Source organism: Sphingomonas sp. BLHR8, from assembly GCF_056821725.1.
In genome coordinates this window covers 910,714-927,531 of record NZ_JBPDIM010000001.1, presented here as the reverse complement: position 1 = coordinate 927,531, position 16,818 = coordinate 910,714, and the positions used below count along the sequence as shown (strand labels likewise).

At 63.3% G+C, this 16,818-nt stretch carries 12 protein-coding genes and 1 pseudogene; 4 read left to right on the top strand and 9 right to left on the bottom strand.

The genetic code is table 11. From position 1 onward, the window contains the following. Positions 1-80: 80 nt before the first annotated feature. From ACRYJK_RS04585 to ACRYJK_RS04575, 3 genes are read left to right on the top strand one after another with little or no spacing between them, the layout of a single operon-like run. Positions 81-3,332, top strand: a complete 3,252-nt coding sequence (locus ACRYJK_RS04585) for an efflux RND transporter permease subunit (RefSeq protein WP_199504787.1) — start codon at positions 81-83, stop codon at positions 3,330-3,332. 34 nt (positions 3,333-3,366) lie between these two features. Beyond that, on the top strand, positions 3,367-5,934 hold the full coding sequence (locus ACRYJK_RS04580) for a heavy metal translocating P-type ATPase (RefSeq protein WP_199504788.1): 2,568 nt from the start codon (positions 3,367-3,369) through the stop codon (positions 5,932-5,934). Further along, on the top strand, positions 5,931-6,524 hold the full coding sequence (locus ACRYJK_RS04575; protein ID WP_199504789.1) for a cation diffusion facilitator family transporter: 594 nt from the start codon (positions 5,931-5,933) through the stop codon (positions 6,522-6,524). Before ACRYJK_RS04580 ends, ACRYJK_RS04575 begins: the two co-directional genes overlap by 4 nt. A 112-nt stretch (positions 6,525-6,636) precedes the next feature. Here the strand turns inward: ACRYJK_RS04575 and lpdA are convergent, their stop codons facing one another. The 6 genes and pseudogenes from lpdA to ACRYJK_RS04545 form a co-directional block, all read right to left on the bottom strand. Beyond that, on the bottom strand, positions 6,637-8,046 hold the full coding sequence (gene lpdA / locus ACRYJK_RS04570) for a dihydrolipoyl dehydrogenase (RefSeq protein ID WP_482666381.1): 1,410 nt from the start codon (positions 8,044-8,046) through the stop codon (positions 6,637-6,639). A 102-nt stretch (positions 8,047-8,148) separates the two neighbouring features. Beyond that, positions 8,149-10,104: an FTR1 family protein gene (locus tag ACRYJK_RS04565; RefSeq protein WP_482666380.1), complete on the bottom strand. Its 1,956-nt coding sequence runs from the start codon at positions 10,102-10,104 to the stop codon at positions 8,149-8,151. After that, positions 10,101-10,736: a cation diffusion facilitator family transporter gene (locus tag ACRYJK_RS04560; RefSeq protein WP_120717221.1), complete on the bottom strand. Its 636-nt coding sequence runs from the start codon at positions 10,734-10,736 to the stop codon at positions 10,101-10,103. Before ACRYJK_RS04560 ends, ACRYJK_RS04565 begins: the two co-directional genes overlap by 4 nt. Positions 10,737-11,063: 327 nt before the next feature. Beyond that, positions 11,064-11,513, bottom strand: a pseudogene (locus ACRYJK_RS04555) (ArdC-like ssDNA-binding domain-containing protein); the annotation flags it as partial. Between the two features lie 193 nt (positions 11,514-11,706). Continuing rightward, complete coding sequence (locus ACRYJK_RS04550; protein ID WP_120717174.1) at positions 11,707-11,934, bottom strand: GDCCVxC domain-containing (seleno)protein; 228 nt, start codon at positions 11,932-11,934, stop codon at positions 11,707-11,709. Continuing rightward, a complete protein-coding gene (locus ACRYJK_RS04545; protein WP_482666379.1) occupies positions 11,934-12,251 on the bottom strand; it encodes a hypothetical protein in 318 nt (105 codons plus the stop codon). Before ACRYJK_RS04545 ends, ACRYJK_RS04550 begins: the two co-directional genes overlap by 1 nt. A gap of 149 nt (positions 12,252-12,400) precedes the next feature. On the opposite strand from ACRYJK_RS04545, the gene ACRYJK_RS04540 reads away from it, so the two are divergent. Continuing rightward, positions 12,401-12,805, top strand: coding sequence for a MerR family transcriptional regulator (locus ACRYJK_RS04540; RefSeq protein WP_057883273.1), 405 nt, complete (start codon positions 12,401-12,403; stop codon positions 12,803-12,805). Here ACRYJK_RS04540 and ACRYJK_RS04535 read toward each other — a convergent pair. The 3 genes from ACRYJK_RS04535 to ACRYJK_RS04525 form a co-directional block, all read right to left on the bottom strand. Further along, positions 12,802-14,142: a dihydrolipoyl dehydrogenase family protein gene (locus ACRYJK_RS04535; RefSeq protein ID WP_482666378.1), complete on the bottom strand. Its 1,341-nt coding sequence runs from the start codon at positions 14,140-14,142 to the stop codon at positions 12,802-12,804. The two genes, ACRYJK_RS04540 and ACRYJK_RS04535, sit on opposite strands and share 4 nt — an antisense overlap. A gap of 141 nt (positions 14,143-14,283) precedes the next feature. Then, entirely contained in the window at positions 14,284-14,640 is a 357-nt protein-coding gene (locus tag ACRYJK_RS04530) for a bleomycin resistance protein (RefSeq protein ID WP_120717171.1), read from the bottom strand. 192 nt (positions 14,641-14,832) lie between these two features. Continuing rightward, entirely contained in the window at positions 14,833-16,806 is a 1,974-nt protein-coding gene (locus ACRYJK_RS04525; RefSeq protein ID WP_482666377.1) for a ParB/RepB/Spo0J family partition protein, read from the bottom strand. Positions 16,807-16,818 lie beyond the last annotated feature (12 nt).

The window sequence follows — 16,818 nt, the reverse complement described above, 5'->3', positions numbered from 1 at the left end:
CCCCATTTTCGAGGCTTCGGCCGCGCCCGCGATGCTGATCTCGGCATTGCCGACCGCTTACGCCTCCCAGGAACGTATTTATGTTAGATCGTCTTCTCGACGCTTCGGTCCGATTTCGCTGGGTGGTCATCGCCCTTACCCTGCTCGTTGCGGCGTATGGCGCCTACCAGCTATTCCGCCTGCCGATCGACGCAGTGCCGGACATCACCAACAAGCAGGTGCAGATCAACACCCAGGCGCCGGCCTTGGGTCCACTCGACATGGAGCGGCTGGTCACGTTTCCGGTTGAGACGGCGATGGCCGGGATTCCCGGCCTAGAAAGCACGCGCTCGATCTCGCGCAATGGCTTCAGCCAGGTCACGGTGATCTTCGAGGACAGCGTCGATATCTTCTTCGCGCGGCAGCAAGTTGCCGAACGCCTCAACCAGGCACGCGAGAGCCTTCCCGAAGCGGTCGAGCCGCAGATGGGCCCGCTGTCGACCGGCCTCGGCGAAATCCTGATGTGGACGGTCGATTACAAACGGCCGTTGTCCAAAGAGTCGAGGATGATCGCCGGGCAACCCGGTTTTCAGCCCGACGGCGACTTCCTCACACCCGATGGGGAACGGCTAACGACGGATGTGCAGAAGGCAGCCTATCTGAGGACGATCCAGGATTGGGTGGTCCGGCCGCAGCTCCGCAGTGTCGAAGGGGTTGCTGGGATCGATTCCATCGGCGGCTACGAAAAACAGCTGGTGGTCCAGCCCGACCCAAGCCGCATGGCGGCTTACGGCGTCTCGTTCACTGAGCTCGCCGAGGCCCTCGAGCGCGGAAACATCTCGATCGGCGCCAACTTCGTGCAGCGCGCCGGCGAAGCCTTTCTGGTGCGAGCGGACGCCCGCATTCGCACCGAAGACGAGATCGGCCGAACGGCCATAGGAACCCGTGGAGGGGTGCCCGTGCTCGTCCGCGACGTTGCGACCGTGCAAAGCGGCGGCGATCTCAGGACCGGTTCGGCTTCCATGAACGGGCGCGAAGTGGTCGTGGGGACGGCCCTGATGCTGCTGGGCGGGAACAGCCGCATCGTTGCCGAAGACGTGCGCGAGCGGCTGGAGGAGGTCGCGAAGTCGATGCCTCCGGGCATCGCGGTGAACGTGGTCTACGATCGCGCCGCCCTGGTCGAAGCAACGATCGGAACCGTCGAGAAGAACCTGCTCGAAGGAGCCCTGCTCGTGGCAGCGGTGCTGTTCTGGCTGCTTGGCAATATCCGCGCGGCAATCATCGCGACGCTCGTGATCCCGCTTTCCTTCCTGTTCATGGCGATCGGAATGAATCGCTTCGGCGTGTCGGGCAATCTGATGAGCCTCGGCGCACTCGATTTCGGCCTCATTGTCGATGGATCGATCATCATCATCGAGAATTGCCTGCGCAGGCTGGCGGAGCGCCAGCATCATGAGGGCCGCCTGCTGAGCCTGCCGGAGCGCCTTCACGAAGTGTTCGAAGCCTCCAAGGAGATGCTCCGGCCCACCATCTACGGCCAGGCAATCATCCTGCTCACCTTTGCGCCGCTGCTCACCTTCACCGGAGTCGAGGGCAAGACGTTCTCGCCGATGGCGATCACGGTCATGCTGGCGCTGGTGGGTGCTTTCATCCTGTCGCTGACCTTCGTGCCGGCGATGGTCGCCGTCCTCATACGCGGCAAGGTCGCGGAGAAAGAGGTCAAGGCGGTTGCCTGGTACAAGGAGCGGTACGAACCCGTGCTGCGCCGAGTGGTCCAGCGGCCTTGGCCGTGGATTGGTGGCGGCTTGGCCACCATGGCGGCAGCCTTTCTTGTCTTCACAAGTCTGGGGCGCGAATTCATTCCCACCCTCGACGAGGGCGATCTTGCCATGCAGTCGCTGCGCGTACCTTCGACCTCGCTCGAGCAGTCGACCAAGATGCAGCTGGCGGTCGAGCGCGCGGTGTCCAGCCTCCCGGAGGTGGCCTATGTGTACTCGAAGACGGGTACGGCCGAAGTCGCTTCCGATCCCATGCCGCAGAACGCATCCGATGCCTTCATCATCCTGAAGCCGCGCGACGAGTGGCCGGACGGAGTCGACAGCCGCGAGGACGTTCTCGCCCGGATCGATGACAAGCTGGGGGGCCTCGTCGGCAACGCCTATGAAACAAGCCAGCCGATCGAGCTGCGCTTCAACGAGCTTATCGCCGGTGTCCGCGGCGACATCGCGGTTAAGGTCTTTGGCGACGACATGGACGTTCTCAATCGCGTCGCGGGCGAAGTCGCAGCCGCGATGAGCGGTGTCGAGGGAACTGCGGATCTGAAGGTCGAACAGACCGAGGGCTTTCCCACGCTTGAGGTGCAGTTCGATCGCGAAGCGATCGCTCGCTACGGCCTGGCCATGGAGGACGTGACCGACACGGTCGCGGCGGCCCTGGGCGGACGCGAAGCCGGATTGGTGTTCGAGGGTGACCGCCGCTTCGACATCATCGTCCGGCTCGACAATCTCAACCGTGACGACCTCGACGTGGTCGGCTCGCTTCCCGTGCAGCTCCCCGAAGGTGCTTCCGGTGCCGGAACGTCCGTCCCGCTGCGCGAGCTGGTCGCCTTCCGAACGTCCGAAGGCCTGAACCAGGTCAGCCGTGAGAACGGACAGCGCCGAGTCGTCGTGCAGTCCAATGTGAGGGGCCGCGATCTCGGCTCCTATGTCGAGGAGGCGCAGGAGCGGGTCGCGCAGGTTAAGCTTCCACCCGGTGTCACCATCACCTGGGGAGGGCAGTTCGAGAATTTGCAGGCAGCCTCGCAGCGCATCACCCTGATCGTGCCAGTGGTATTCCTGCTCATCTTTGGCATCCTGTTCCTGGCGGTGCGCAATTTGCGCTCTTCGCTGGCCGTCTATTCGGCGGTTCCGCTGGGGCTCGCCGGTGGCGCGTTTGGATTGGCGCTGGCGGGCTTGCCGTTCTCGATCTCGGCGGCGGTCGGTTTCATCGTGCTATCGGGGGTGACCGTGCTCAACGGTCTCGTGGTGATGACCAGCGTCCGTCAGCGGATCGATGCTGGACGACCGGTGGACGAAGCGATCGTCGAAGGCACTCTGGAGCGGGTCCGCGCGGTGCTGATGACCGGCATCGTGCCGGCGATAGGCTTCGTGCCCATGGCGCTGGCCACCGGGCGAGGGGCAGAGGTCCAGAAGCCGCTCGCGATCGTGGTCATCGGCGGCCTGATCGTCGCCACCATCATGACCCTCTACGTCCTTCCCGCGATCAGCCATCTCATCCTGAGGAAGCGCGGGGAGCCCCATCAGCCGGGCGATTTCGAGGACGGAATACCTGGGTCGGAACCGCTGCCAGCATGATCCGTCCAAGACCTGTCTTCGAGGAGAACACTTTGTGACGACACGCACACGCCTCGACCTTCCGCTCCTTCTCCCGACAGTTCCCGATGAAGCGGATCGCTGTGTCGCGAGGCTGCTTGACGAGCTGACCGAGCGTGACGGCGTGCGTGACGCGCATGTGATCGCTGCGATGGGGGACGAGCCGGCAAAGCTGTGTGTCCATTACGATCCGGAGAAGGTCGGGCTGGAACAGATACGCAAGGCGGCGCGCGCGGCCGGGGCCGCGCTGACCGCTCGCTTTGGGCACCTCGTGTGGCAGGTCGAGGGGATCGAGCAGGAGCGGCGGGCGCGGACCGTTGGGGAAACGCTGTGCCGCATCGAGGGCGTGTTCGAGGCGCAAGCAACGGGTAGCGGAGCTCTGAGAGTGGAGTTCGACCGGAGCCTCGTCGACGAAGCAGAGATAACGTCGGCGCTTGCCTCGCTCGGCGTAAGTCGCCGAGGCTCGAACACGCGCGCTACAGAGGCTTCGGGCGCTTCTCCCGATCCGGTTACGACCCCGACTGCTACTCCCGCCGGCAAGCACGCGCACGACCACGCCAAAGATGCCGAGCACTCCCATGATCATACCGAGGGCGGGGGCCACGCTCACGGCGGCGTATTTGGGTCGAACACCGAATTGTATTTTGCGCTCATCTCCGGCGTCGCGCTCGCTATCGGATTTGCACTGTCCTGGGCCGACGCCGCGCCGGAGGTTGTCTCCACTGCGCTCTACCTTGCCGCCTACTTCTTCGGCGGGTTCTTCACTGTCCGCGAAGCTATCGATTCCCTCAAACTGCGCCGCTTCGAGATCGATACGCTGATGCTCGTCGCGGCCGCCGGCGCGGCCCTGTTGGGGGAATTCGCCGAAGGGGCCTTGCTCCTGTTTTTGTTCAGCCTTGGCCACGCGCTCGAGCATTATGCCATGGGGCGCGCCAAGAAGGCGATCGAAGCGCTGGCAGAGCTCGCGCCGCAGACGGCGGTCGTGCGGCGCGGCAGCGCCACCGAGGAAGTGCCTGTCGAGGCGCTGGTCGTCGGCGACATTGTCGTCGTCAAACCCAACGAGCGCTTGCCGGCTGACGGGTTCGTGATCGAAGGCACCAGCAGCGTCAACCAGGCGCCGGTGACTGGCGAAAGCGTTCCGGTCGACAAGCAGCCGGTAGAGGATCCGGCAGCCGCTGCGGCCGCAGCGGACAGCGTCGCGGCCACGTCCAGAATATTCGCGGGCACGATCAACGGCTCTGGCGCACTGGCAATCCAGGTCACCCGTCTCGCCTCCGACACGACATTAGCCAAAGTCGTGAAGCTCGTCAGCGAAGCGGAGACGCAGAAGTCTCCCACTCAACGCTTCACCGACCGGTTCGAGCGCATTTTCGTGCCGGTCGTTCTCGGACTGGTGGTGCTGCTGCTGTTCGCATGGGTCGTGATCGACGAACCCTTCAGTGCCAGCTTCTATCGGGCGATGGCTGTTCTGGTCGCGGCCAGCCCCTGTGCTCTCGCGATCGCAACACCGAGCGCGGTCTTGTCGGGCGTGGCACGGGCGGCGCGCGGCGGGGTGCTCGTGAAGGGCGGCGGGCCGCTCGAGAACCTGGGCGCACTGAGCGCTATTGCGTTCGACAAGACGGGAACCCTGACCGAAGGGCGGCCGCGCGTGACGGATGTCGTTGCGGCGGCCGATGCAACGGAGCAAGAATTGTTGCAGACGGCGGTCGCGGTGGAAGCGCTCAGCGACCATCCGCTCGCCGCGGCGATCGTCCGCGATGGGACGGAGCGGCTCAAGGGCCCGGCCGCGAAGGCGACCGACCTTAAATCGATCACGGGACGCGGTGTCGAAGCCGTCGTCGACGGCCAGACCGTTCACATCGGACGCGACGAACTCTTTGCCGAGGCGGGCGGCGAACCGCTTCCCGATGCAGTGAAGGCCTCGGCGGATGAACTGCGTTCCCAGGGGCGGACCATTATGATCGTTCGCCAGGGTGCGCGGTACCTTGGCGTAATCGGGCTGATGGATACTCCTCGGTCGGCGGCTCCCGCAACGACTGCCCGCCTGCGCGAACTCGGCATCACGCGAATGATCATGCTGTCGGGCGATGCGACACCTGTCGCCAAGGCCGTCGCCGCGAGCGTCGGCATTGAGGACGCCTGGGGCGATCTCATGCCCGAAGACAAGGTCGAGGCGATCAAGAAGCTCCGTGCAGCGGAGAGCAAAGTCGCGATGGTCGGTGACGGCGTCAACGATGCGCCCGCACTTGCCACGGCCACGGTCGGAATTGCGATGGGAGCGGCCGGGTCCGACGTGGCGCTCGAAACCGCCGATGTCGCGCTGATGGCCGACGACCTGTCCAAACTGCCGTTCGCGGTCGATCTTAGCCGGCGCACGCGGCGGATCATCCGCCAGAACGTGTTCGTGAGCATGGGTGTGGTGGCAGTGTTGCTGCCTGCCACGATACTCGGGCTTGGGATCGGGCCTGCCGTCATTGCCCACGAGGGATCGACGTTGATCGTGGTCTTCAACGCGCTGCGGCTTCTGGCGTTTCGAGAGGTGCCTTTCGCCGGGAAACCGGCCACAAAGGAGCGCAAGGGATGAGCGAAGCCAATTTCGATCTCGGCTCGGCCGACAAACGAAAGACCCTGTGGCTGGTCCTGGCGCTCAACGTCGCCATCGCCGCAGGCTTTTTCGTGACGGCTTTTCTGGGGGATTCGAATGCACTCCTGGCCAACGGTGTCGACAACTCCTCGGACGCAGTTGTCTATGCTTTGAGCCTGTTGGCGCTGACGCGGTCACGTCGCTGGAAACGAGGCGCCGCGCGATTCTCAGGCGTGATGCTTCTGATCTTCGCCGTCGGTGTGATGGCCGATGCTGTGCAGCGTTATCTCAACGGCTCGACTCCCGGCGGCGCGCTCATGATCGGCATGGCGATCGTGGCTGCTGTCGTAAATCTGTGGTGCCTGCGCCTGCTGAACAAACTGAAGAACAAGGATGTCAATTTGCGCGCGGCAACGACGTTCAGCTTCAATGACTTCGTCTCGAACGGCGGCATCGTCCTTGCGGGAATCGCGGTCATGCTGACAGGGGCGAACTGGCCTGATTTGATTGTTGGCATCGCTGTCGCCTGCATCGCGGTTTATGGTGGGATCGAGATCTTGCGTGATGCTCACAAGGACACCCATCAGTAATTCTCAACCGCTCTGCTCGTACAGAAAAACTGGGCCATCCCCCCCGGCGTCAGGACAAATTGGAGCGTTCGAGAGGTTTCGATCGCGTCGTTAAAGACCAATCCCGCGCGGGTCATATGTGCATACCTTGCCCAAGCAAGACGAGAGCCGCCTCCTTCAGCGACTCCGGCAAGGTGGGATGTGCATGGGTCGTCAGCGCGAGGTCTTCGGTCGTTCCGCCATATTCCATCAACAGCACCGCTTCCGGGATCATTGTGCCGGCGTCTGGGCCAATGATGTGGGCGCCGAGCAGACGATCGGTATTCGCATCCGCCAGCAGCTTGGTAATTCCACGGGTGTCGCCGTTGCAGCGCGCGCGGCTGTTCGCCAAAAATGGAAATGTGCCAGACTTGTATTCGACACCAGCAGCCTTCAATTGCTCCTCGGTTTGTCCAACGCTCGCGACTTCGGGCGAGGTGTAGATGACGGCCGGCACGGTGTTGTAGTCTACCCCAGCGTAACGTCCGGCGATCCCTTCCACGCACCTCACCCCATCCAAGGTCGTCTTATGCGCGAGCATCGGTCCGGCAATCACATCGCCAATCGCGTAAATCCCTGAAACCTGAGTCTTGAAACCAAGCTCGACCGGAATGCGCCCCTTGGGATCCAGCGTGATTCCCACCCGCTCCAGTTCCAGGCCGTCGGTGTACGGCCTGCGCCCCACCGCGACGAGTACGACATCGGCGGTGAGCGTCCCGGTTTCGCCGCCTTGAGCCGGTTCGACCGATACGAGCAGGTCGTCAGGGCGCTTCTCGACACCGGTTACCTTGGTTTCGAAATGAAATTCCAGGCCCTGCTGCTTCAGTGCCTTGAGCAGATGCCGCGCAATTTCGCGATCCATGCTGGGGACGATACTTTCGAGGAACTCGATCACCGTGACCTTGGCCCCTAGACGCCGCCAGACGCAGCCAAGCTCAAGGCCGATATAGCCGCCGCCGATCACGACCAGATGCTCTGGCACCCTCGTTAAGGAGAGTGCGCCGGTGTTGGAGACGATGCTCATCTCGTCGATATCGATCCCTGGCAGGTGCGCCACGTCGGACCCAGTCGCGACGAGTATGCCTTTGCTCGCGGTCAGCGATCGGGCGCCGCCTTGGACCAAGTCAACGGTGAGCCGGTCGGCAGCCTCGAACCGCGCGCTTCCTCTCACCCATTCGACGCCGTTTTTCTTCAACAGGTGCTCGACGCCCTTGGTAAGTCCGGTGACGACCTCATCCTTGCGGCTGATCAATTGGCCCAGGTTCAAGGCGACCCCGCCGATACCGATACCGTGCTCCTCCAGTCCCTCGCTCACTTGGGCGAACAATTCCGTGGAATGGAGAAGAGCCTTGGAGGGAATGCAGCCGACGTTAAGACAGGTGCCGCCCAGCGTGGGCCGACGTTCAATGCAGGCGACGCTCATCCCGAGCTGAGCTGCGCGGATGGCTGCTGGGTAGCCCGCGGTGCCACCGCCGATTACGATGATATCGAAGTCGTCGCTCATCCGTGGATCCTTGGTAGCCACATCTTTTGAAGTGAACGCCGCTCATGGCGAACCGGTCCGCAGCAGCCGACGCGCGCTGCTTTGCCCAATGCCACATCGCGATTATATCGAATTGGCGGGGCGGACGCCGGGCGGGATGCTCTTTCGGGCCACTCGCCGATTGTACCAGAAGCCGAACAGCACCGCGGCCAGCATGACCAACTGGGCGAGCACTGACTGCACCGTGGGGGTGAGGCCGAGCAGGTCGATCCGCGGCACGAGTGCGAGGGGCTGCACGTCGATCAACCCCGCCTCCTGAAGGGCCGCTACGCCTTTGCCGGCGAGGACGACGGCCAAGATGGCGATGAGGGCGGAGCTGTACGCGAAGAACCTCGCGATCGGAATATTCCGGCTGTAACGGAGCATTCCGACGGCGATCACTGCAAGCAGAACAATGGCCGCGAGCGCTCCCGCGGCGACAGCGCCAGAATTGCCCTGGTTCCAGAGCGTTGCATAGAAGAGAACCGTTTCGAACACTTCGCGATAGACGACGAGAAAGGTAAGCCCAAACAGGAACCAGGCAGACCGCTTCGAGAGCGCCTTGCTGAGCCGCTCGTTGATGTAGCGCTGCCATGCCCCGGCCTGGGCTTTCCCGTGCATCCAGATTCCGACCGACAGGAGTATTATCGCAGCCAAGATCGAACCGAAGCCTTCGGTCAGCTCGCGGCTCGCCCCGCTTACACTGATCAAATACGTCGCTGCCGCCCAGGTGGCTACGCCAGCCACCAGCGCTGCCACCCACCCGCCATGAACATAGCCCAGCACATCCTGGCGATCGGCCTTCCTGAGGAACGCGATCATCGCGATAACGAGGAGAAGCGCCTCCAGTCCTTCGCGCAAAAGAATGGTGAAGGCACCCAAGAAGCTGGATGCAGCGCTGGCCTTATCGGGGCTGAGCTGAACTTCGGCGTCTGTGAAGAGGGTCTGTACTATCGCGACCTGCGCTCGCACCTCGTCTACCGGCGCGCCGCGGCCGATGCGGGCGCGCAGCTCGGCCATCGCCCCTTCGATCCGCCTCATCAGCGAAGCATCACGCGCCGTCAGGAGCGGCTCAACGGGTTCGAAACCGTCGAGGTAGGCAGAAAGCGCCAGGTCAGTTGCTCTCGCCCGTTGACCAGCTTCATAGGCGTCGAGCGCCTCCTGCAATCGCTCCTTGGCCAGACTGAGTGAGCCCTCCGGTCCGGAAAGAGCCTCTGGATTGCCGCGCAAGTAGGCGGTGACGGCCCGCGCCTTCTCAGCTCCCAGCTTCTCTTCGAGCTGCGCCGGGGTCATGCCGGCCAAGGCAGTCATGTTTGGGATCAGTCGGCGCAGTGCATCGTCATTCGACCAGGCCGTCTCTCCAGAGCGAGCAAGCTTGTTTGGATACGCGTAGCGGCCAACGTGGAATGCGAGCGCCCATCGGTCATCAGGGCTGAGCTGTGCAAAGGAAGGCATGGCCGTGCCTTCGAGGCCCTGCTCGATGACCTGATAGAGGCCGAAGAGGCTCCGTTCACGCGCTCTAGCCTCGTCGGTGAAGCCGATCGGAGGCGGGTCCATGCCGCCTGCCGCCGAACCTCGCCCGTCGCCCATCGATCCATGGCAGCTGGCGCAGTTCTGAGCATAGAGCGTTGCGCCTCGGCTGAGATCGGGCAGGTTCGACGGGGCAAGCGGCACCGGGTAGGCAGCCAAAAGGACTCTTCCCAGCTCCCGGGCCGACGTGGCGATGCTTTCCGGGGCCGCCTTCGCAGCGATATCGGCCTCGAGTCGCTTTGCTCCTTGCAGCAGGTTTGCGCGCGCTTCGGTTGGCGCTAGCTCGCCGAGGCGCTGGCGCACGCTCGCGGAGAACTCCACCATCTCGACGTATTCGGCCTCGTTCACCACTCGGCCGTCAGAGACCGCACCTGCGTAATCGACTGCGATATAGTCCAGAAGACGCCATATGGTCTGAGCCGGCGCCGTCTGCGCACGGGCCGGAGCGGCGAGGACGCAGCCGAGCAGAAGCGCGAGGGCCAACGCCCTGAGGTAGCGGAAAGTCGTCATGCCTTCGCACGCAACTCGCCGCCAGCGTCTCGGATGATCTCCCACGCCGACTGCAGGAAAATTACGGCAATTACGGCAGCCACGATGATGTCGGGCCACGCGCTGTCGAGGAAGAAGACGAGCGCAGCTGCCGCGATTACCGCCACGTTGTTGATCGCGTCGTTGCGCGAGAACAGCCAGATCGCTCGGGCTTGTGCGTCGCCACCGTCCCGGAAACGAGCGAGGATCAGGGCCGCGGTCACGTTCACGATCAGCGCTGCGATGCCGATGCCCCCCATCAGCTCGGGCTCCGGCGGAATGGCGTTCAGAGCGCGCCAAATGGCCATGGCGATGACGGCGAGGCCGAGCGCGCCGAGAAATAGCCCCTGTGTCATCGCTATTCGCGCCCGGGTGGATGCCGCCCATCCGAGAGCGAGCAGACCGACGAAAGTGATCGAGCCGTCACCGAGAAAATCGAGCGCGTCAGCTTTCAGCGCCTGGCTGTTGGCGATGAATCCGCCGACGATCTCGACGAGGCCAAAGCCCACATTGAGGATGACCACCCACCACAGCGCGCGGCGGTACGCGGGATCGGTTTGGGCCCGCTTGGTGTCGCCGGTGCAGCCGCAGCCGTCTGATTCGTTCGCTTCCATTGCCGGTCCCTACAACCTCCAGCCGCTGGAGGATCAAGCCCTTTCTGCGAACGTGTCGCAATTGTTTTGGATTGGCCTTATCGCCTTGAAGAGGCTGATCGCACCGGTGGCGGTCGGCACGACGGCTTGAGGTGCGACGGCGGCCTCATCATAGTCGGAAAGGATGCTCTCCAACGCCCCGTCTGCGTTTGGCTGGGTGTCTGCCAGGCCGTCGATCGCCTGGACCGTCAGGCGGAACAGCGCACGCATCAACGCGCCGCTTTGGTGAGCGTAATCCGCGATGTGGACTTCGCCACCCGGCCTGATGCTAGCGAACATCGCCGCCACAGGCTCGACCGGCTCGAGTTCATGCCTGGCGCGGTACATCTCAGGCAAGCCATCGCACTGGTCGGCGTTGAAGACCGCATAGGCCTTCAGGACACGCCGCGTCTCGGTGCCTTCTTCGCCATCTTCGCGCTCCACCTGCTTGTCGTAGCTCTTGTAGAAGATCGCGATCGTCGACTTCTCGCCCTTGCGGACCTGCCCGCCGAGCTTCTGGCATTGCCGGTATGTCATCCAGTAGGGCGACAGAAACCCGGCCGCTTCGGCGATCATCCACAGCCAGAAGGTGTTCATGCCCCGATAGGGCGTGCCGCAACTGCGCAGGGGTCGTGATACCGGTACCCCGCGCCATGGCTTTACCCATGGTCTGGTTCCCTGCTCGAGTTTCTCGATAATCACAGAGGTGATTTGCGCAGCAGGGGATTGCCCGCCGCTGCGGCGTTCAAACCTGGACATAAGGTGTCTCCCGATTGCCGGAACGAGGTTGTCCCGTGGCAATCAGAAGAAGCCTTCTTTCCTCTCATCTGGACGTCGTGTCAGCTTTGCGCTCTGCGACGAATAGTGCGGAGAGACTGTAGATCTCGCCCAAGAGTCGCATAGGTGCGACCGGCGTCCTCCGCCTCGAGCGGAGCGGCGCGGGGGATATCTGCTATCCAGCTCCGCAGCATCCGGACGGCGAACCGGACTGTTGGGCTTCCTGGATCGGCGGACACGGAACATCTGCGAAGGAGCAGAAGACGCAACAATCGCCGGAAAGCGGTCTGAGCTTCACGCCGCAATGGCGGCAGTCGTAGAAAAACCAGCAGGCATCGGTCGGCATTGTTTCGACCGAAGTGCCGCCGCACTTGGGACATGTGATGGTAGAGGTTGTCTGCATCACGCGCCGCCCAGCACGCGCATCAGCGGCTGCTCGATAAAACCCCACAACGCGCTGATAACGACGATCACCGTCGCACCCACGAGCATCGCCAGCGTGGCTCGACTTGGCGCCGGCACCGCACAGTCCGCGTCAGCAGAGCAAGCGCGATGCTTGCGCAAGTAGAGCATCCAACCCGCAATGATCAGAACCGAGGCGATGATTGTCATCGGCCATCGGTAGGGGACGAATATAGCGAGACCGCCTGCTCCGAGCCCTAGCCCGGCGAGCGCGAGAGGCAGCACGCAGCACGCAGCAGCAGAGAACAGGGCGGTCAAGCTGGCTGCCGTTCCAACGGCAGCGACGCCTCGCTCGGGTCCCTGCAGTCGGATAACGGAAGGGGCACTTCGATCAGTCAGGTCTCGTCTCCAGCGCGATTCGGCGCTATGTGCCACCTGTAGTCGCTACAGGATCAAGGAGTTTCTGCGTGGGCGGTCTTTCGATAGGCGAACTCGCCCGCCGCACAGGCGTGCATATCGAGACAATTCGCTACTTCGAAAAAGTTGGCCTGCTCGCCGAGCCCGATCGAACCGAAGGCGGCCACAGGGTCTTTACCGACCAGCATGTCAGGGCCCTGAGCTTTATAAAGCGGGCGAGGGAGCTTGGCTTCACGCCTGGCGAAGTGCGCGCCATCCTTGAACTGGGCGGCCCCGAAGAGGCGTGCTGCGACGAAGTTCGCGAAATCGCGGTTCATCATCTGGACCAGGTCAGGCGCAAAATGGCGGACCTCGAGCGACTGGAGCGACTGCTCGCCTCGACGGTCGAGCGCTGTTCGGGTGGGCACGTGCCCGACTGTCCGGTCATCGACATGCTGGACGGCGTTGCCCCCTAGAGCATGTAGCCTACGTCCGATGCCCCGGTAGGATAAGCAAACATGGTGCTCTTCAGATCATCGGCGGTGAGATTGTGCCGGATAGCCAGGGCGAAGATGTTGATGACCTCGTCCGCGTGAGGACCGACGAGGTGCGCACCCAGAATTCGACCCGTGCCTTCCTCGACCAGCGTCTTGTATCCGTAAACCGGCTCGGCAAGCCGCCTCGCCGTGTACCAGCGCGAAGCGCGCTCGCATTTCAACCGGAATTGCGCTCCCGATCTGCGCGCCTCGTCCTCGCCCATGCCCACAGCTGCAATCGGCGGAAGCGTAAAGGCGACACTCGGCACGCCCCGATAGTCCGGCGTTCGCTGGTTGCCTTCGAGCAGGTTGCCCGCGACCACCTTCGCATCATGGCTCGAAACAGGCGTCAGCGGCGGTCCCTGCTGGGCAGCATCGCCGGCCGCATATACTGCCGGGTTTGTCACGCTTTGCAGGTACTCGTTGAGTTTGAGCCGACCTTGAGCGACAGCAACATCGGCGACTTCGAGGTTCAGACGGTCGAGTGCAGGGGCGCGGCCGGCGGCGTGAACGACCAGGTCGGCCTCCACGGCGATCCTGTCGTCACCCCTTTCGCCATGCACGACAAATCCGCTGTCTTTGCGCTCGATCGCAACGACGGTCGTATCGGTCAGGACTTGCACCCCGATACTGTCGAACGACTCCGTCAGCCAGCCGACGAGCTCCGGCTCGAAGTGCGTCAGCATGCGCGGACTGCGCTGGACCACCGTCACCTTGGCGCCAGCGCGTGCGGCAATGTGGGAAAACTCCGCTGCAATGTAGCCGCCGCCGACCAGGACGATCCGCCGTGGCAGTTGCTCCATGGCCAGGAAGAACTCATTATCGACCAGATGGTCCTCGCCCGGGATACCGAGCGGCACGGGTGCGGCGCCCGAGGCAATCAGAACATGACGGCCGCTTAGCTCTGCTGCATCGACCTTGAGGGAGTTCGGGCCGGTGAACTTGGCCGCACCGTGAAAAGTGTCGATGCCCTTATCGCGGTAGCGGTGCTCGTGCTTCTCCGGCACGGGATCGGTGAAGGTGCGCTTGAAACCGATCAATTCCGGCCAGTCGATCCGCAAATCACCGTCGACGCCGTGTCCGCTCATCCGGCGCTCCGCATCGATGACCTCTGCGCCCGAGACGAGCATCTTCTTGGGGTCGCAACCGCGCAAGGCGCAAGTGCCGCCAAACGGCTTCTCGTCGATTACAGCAACCGCCCAACCTGCATCGCGCACCCGCATCGCTGCGACCATTGCCGCAGTGCCCGTGCCGATGATGATCAAATCGTAGTGCATTTGCGCGCTCCTCAAGAGAGGAACGATGCAATAGTTGGTACGGGTTCCCCAAGAGGATCAAAGGCTGTCCACTGGGGTGTGACCCCGCTGACAATCAATGCGCTCGTCGATTTCTGGTGACCTTGAAAGCCGGCGCGGCAATCAGTTTTGAATAAGGCGAATGAGGGTTCCGTCTGGATCGATCAGGGCTCCGATCAGGAGACCGCCATCTTCCTGCTGCGGGGGCTGAGCCCGGGGGTGACCCCAACATTGCTCTGGCACTCCAGCGTCTAAACAGACCGAGTAAAACGCGGCCACGTCATCAAGCCGAAGACAACAGCTGAACCAGCTTTCGGCTGGGTTCAGGTCTGGATGCGGGAAGAACTCCAGGATCACGCTGTCACGCTTCAAAATCATCCAGCCGTCATCCCGCCAGTCCCGCTCGAACCCCAGCTTGGCGTAAAATATTGAGGTGACCTCAAAATCCCTCGACGGCAGGTTGGCTGTGGCGTGATCGATCTCGCATCCCCTCGCTGCTCATCATGGAGCTCCAGGCAGACGTTCGCAACGGCGCTCCTGCTGATTATCTAGCGAGGACGTCTCATCCACTAGGTAGAACGACTGACGGTTCAGACTTGGCCAAAACGACCAAAGGCGGCCCGTCCAAAAATGGACGGACCGCCGACCGCGCAAGCCGATCTGTCAGGAGGGTCAGGCAGCTTGCTCGGTCAATTCGTCGTTGGCGTCTTCCGACTCAGCAGACGTTTCATCGTTGCCGATGGGTTCTTCCCTCGGAGTGCCGAAACGCATGACGGCTGGAACCCAGGCCAACGCCTGCTGCTTCACCTCCGCCTCGCCGATGAACTCGCCCGAGAAGATTCGTTCGGCAGCCGATGCGAGATCGGCCTTCTTGGAACCGGCATAGCGGCTGACAAGCTCGGGCCCGCCCACGGCATCGAAGGCTTCGAGGATGCGCGCTTTCGGCACGCGATCGAAGAAGTTCGCAGCCGTCGGCCTCCACCAGTGCGCCATCTCGATCTCAAGCAAGGCGCCCAGTGCGTCGTGGAGTGGGAGTCCGCGCTCCGCATCGATGTTGAGGCTGGCAATGAGCGTGCGGGCAACCACGAAGCCGAGCCATAGGCTGCGCGCCTCTTCGGGGAGTGCCCGAAAGGCGGCAAATCGCTCGACGTCCGAAGCGCCGGCGCGCCAGCTTTCGTCGAGCGAACCAGTGAACTCCGCTAGCGCCGCACTCGCCGGAGCATCTTTGGCTTCAAATCCCGAGACCGGGCCGTTCGCAGTCGGCCCAGAGATCGTGACCGCCTTCTTGGCGCGCCAGTCGTGACCATCGGCATCGGCCAACGTAAAGATCATGAGGTCGAGCGCCAGGCCGGGGTCGTTGGCGAGATGGATGGCGAGGACGTCGCGGCGCTGCATCGCCAGTTCGTCGAGCAGCCGCTGCGAATAGGTTGCAGGCTTGCCCGACGCATCGCCGCCATCTTCGACGGGCTCGATGATGCCTTCGTCCGGCTGTGCCACCTCGCTTTCCGTGTAGTACTGCGGAACAAGAGTAGGCTCGCCACCGCGCGACAGGACCAGGAACGCCCCCGCTTCTTCCTTCAGATCGTCGGCAAGCACCGGCGGGCGATCATTGAGCGCTCGCATCGCCCGATCGATGCGGGCCAGTTGCTCCTCGGCTCTCGCGACCTCCTCCTCGCTGCTGTCCTCGTCCTCGAGGACTGCCGCTTCACGGTCGTAGTCTGCCTCGAGTATCGAAAGTTCCTCAGCTTCCGCTTCATTCAACGGGGCCGGCTCGGCGGAAAGGCGGCTGAGCCCCTCGATCAGATCGTGGCAGACATAGGCCCCGAGCGTCGGACGGACCCAAGCAAGACCGAGTTCGCGCGCCTTGACGCTCGCTGCCTCCTCCATTTTCTTGTGAGCGAGACCCTCGAGCAGCGCGATATCGACCCAGCTCTCGCTGGCATCGTCGTCGAAAAGCTCGCGCTCGATCCGCCCGCCGGCCTGGAGATAGACCTCGCGACCGACCAGGATCGCGCGCGGATCGCCGCCGCGCACGGTCGCGTCCAGCACCATCCGTCGGATCGTATCGGGCGTGATCTGGTACCAGGCATCTTGCAGCTCGGCGAAGACGTGAGCTTGCCGCTCGGTGTCCGAGACCGCGCCATAGGCCTTGGCCATGTCGAGCGTGATCGCGCCTTCCGCCAGCGCTTCGAAGACGCACGGCGCAAGCGAAGCGAGCCGCAGTCGGCCTTCGACGAAGCGGACGGTCAGGCCGAAGCGCCGGGCGACGTCCTCGGTCGTGGCGCCCGCTTCGATGATTGCGGCGAATGCCTGCGCTTCGTCAGCGGGATTCATCGCCAGGCGCTGGAAGTTTTCGGCCAGGCTCGCTTCGCGCACTTCGCATTCGTCGCCTTCAATGACGAGGCAGGTCACTTCGTGGGTTGTGGGAATTGCGCCGTCCTCGGCGAGCGACTGCAACGCGGCAAGCCGCCGGCCGCCGGCCTCGACTTCGAACTTGCCGCGCGCAGCCTTGCGCACGACGAGGTTCTGGAGGAGGCCGCGGGCCGCGATATCGGCCTTGAGCTGTGCATCGGCAGTGGCATCGCTCACCTTCCGGACGTTGCGTGGGCTCGGGACGAGCTTCTTCAAGGGAATGGACTGGATCATCGATCGTCTCCT

Coding starts and splice junctions, on each gene's coding strand:
- ACRYJK_RS04585 (WP_199504787.1), top strand. CDS start 81: ATGTTAGATCGTCTTCTCGACGCTTCGGTCCGATTTCGCTGGGTGGTC.
- ACRYJK_RS04525 (WP_482666377.1), bottom strand. CDS start 16,806: ATGATCCAGTCCATTCCCTTGAAGAAGCTCGTCCCGAGCCCACGCAAC.
- lpdA (WP_482666381.1), bottom strand. CDS start 8,046: ATGAGCGACGACTTCGATATCATCGTAATCGGCGGTGGCACCGCGGGC.
- ACRYJK_RS04560 (WP_120717221.1), bottom strand. CDS start 10,736: ATGGAAGCGAACGAATCAGACGGCTGCGGCTGCACCGGCGACACCAAG.
- ACRYJK_RS04575 (WP_199504789.1), top strand. CDS start 5,931: ATGAGCGAAGCCAATTTCGATCTCGGCTCGGCCGACAAACGAAAGACC.
- ACRYJK_RS04550 (WP_120717174.1), bottom strand. CDS start 11,934: ATGCAGACAACCTCTACCATCACATGTCCCAAGTGCGGCGGCACTTCG.
- ACRYJK_RS04535 (WP_482666378.1), bottom strand. CDS start 14,142: ATGCACTACGATTTGATCATCATCGGCACGGGCACTGCGGCAATGGTC.
- ACRYJK_RS04565 (WP_482666380.1), bottom strand. CDS start 10,104: ATGACGACTTTCCGCTACCTCAGGGCGTTGGCCCTCGCGCTTCTGCTC.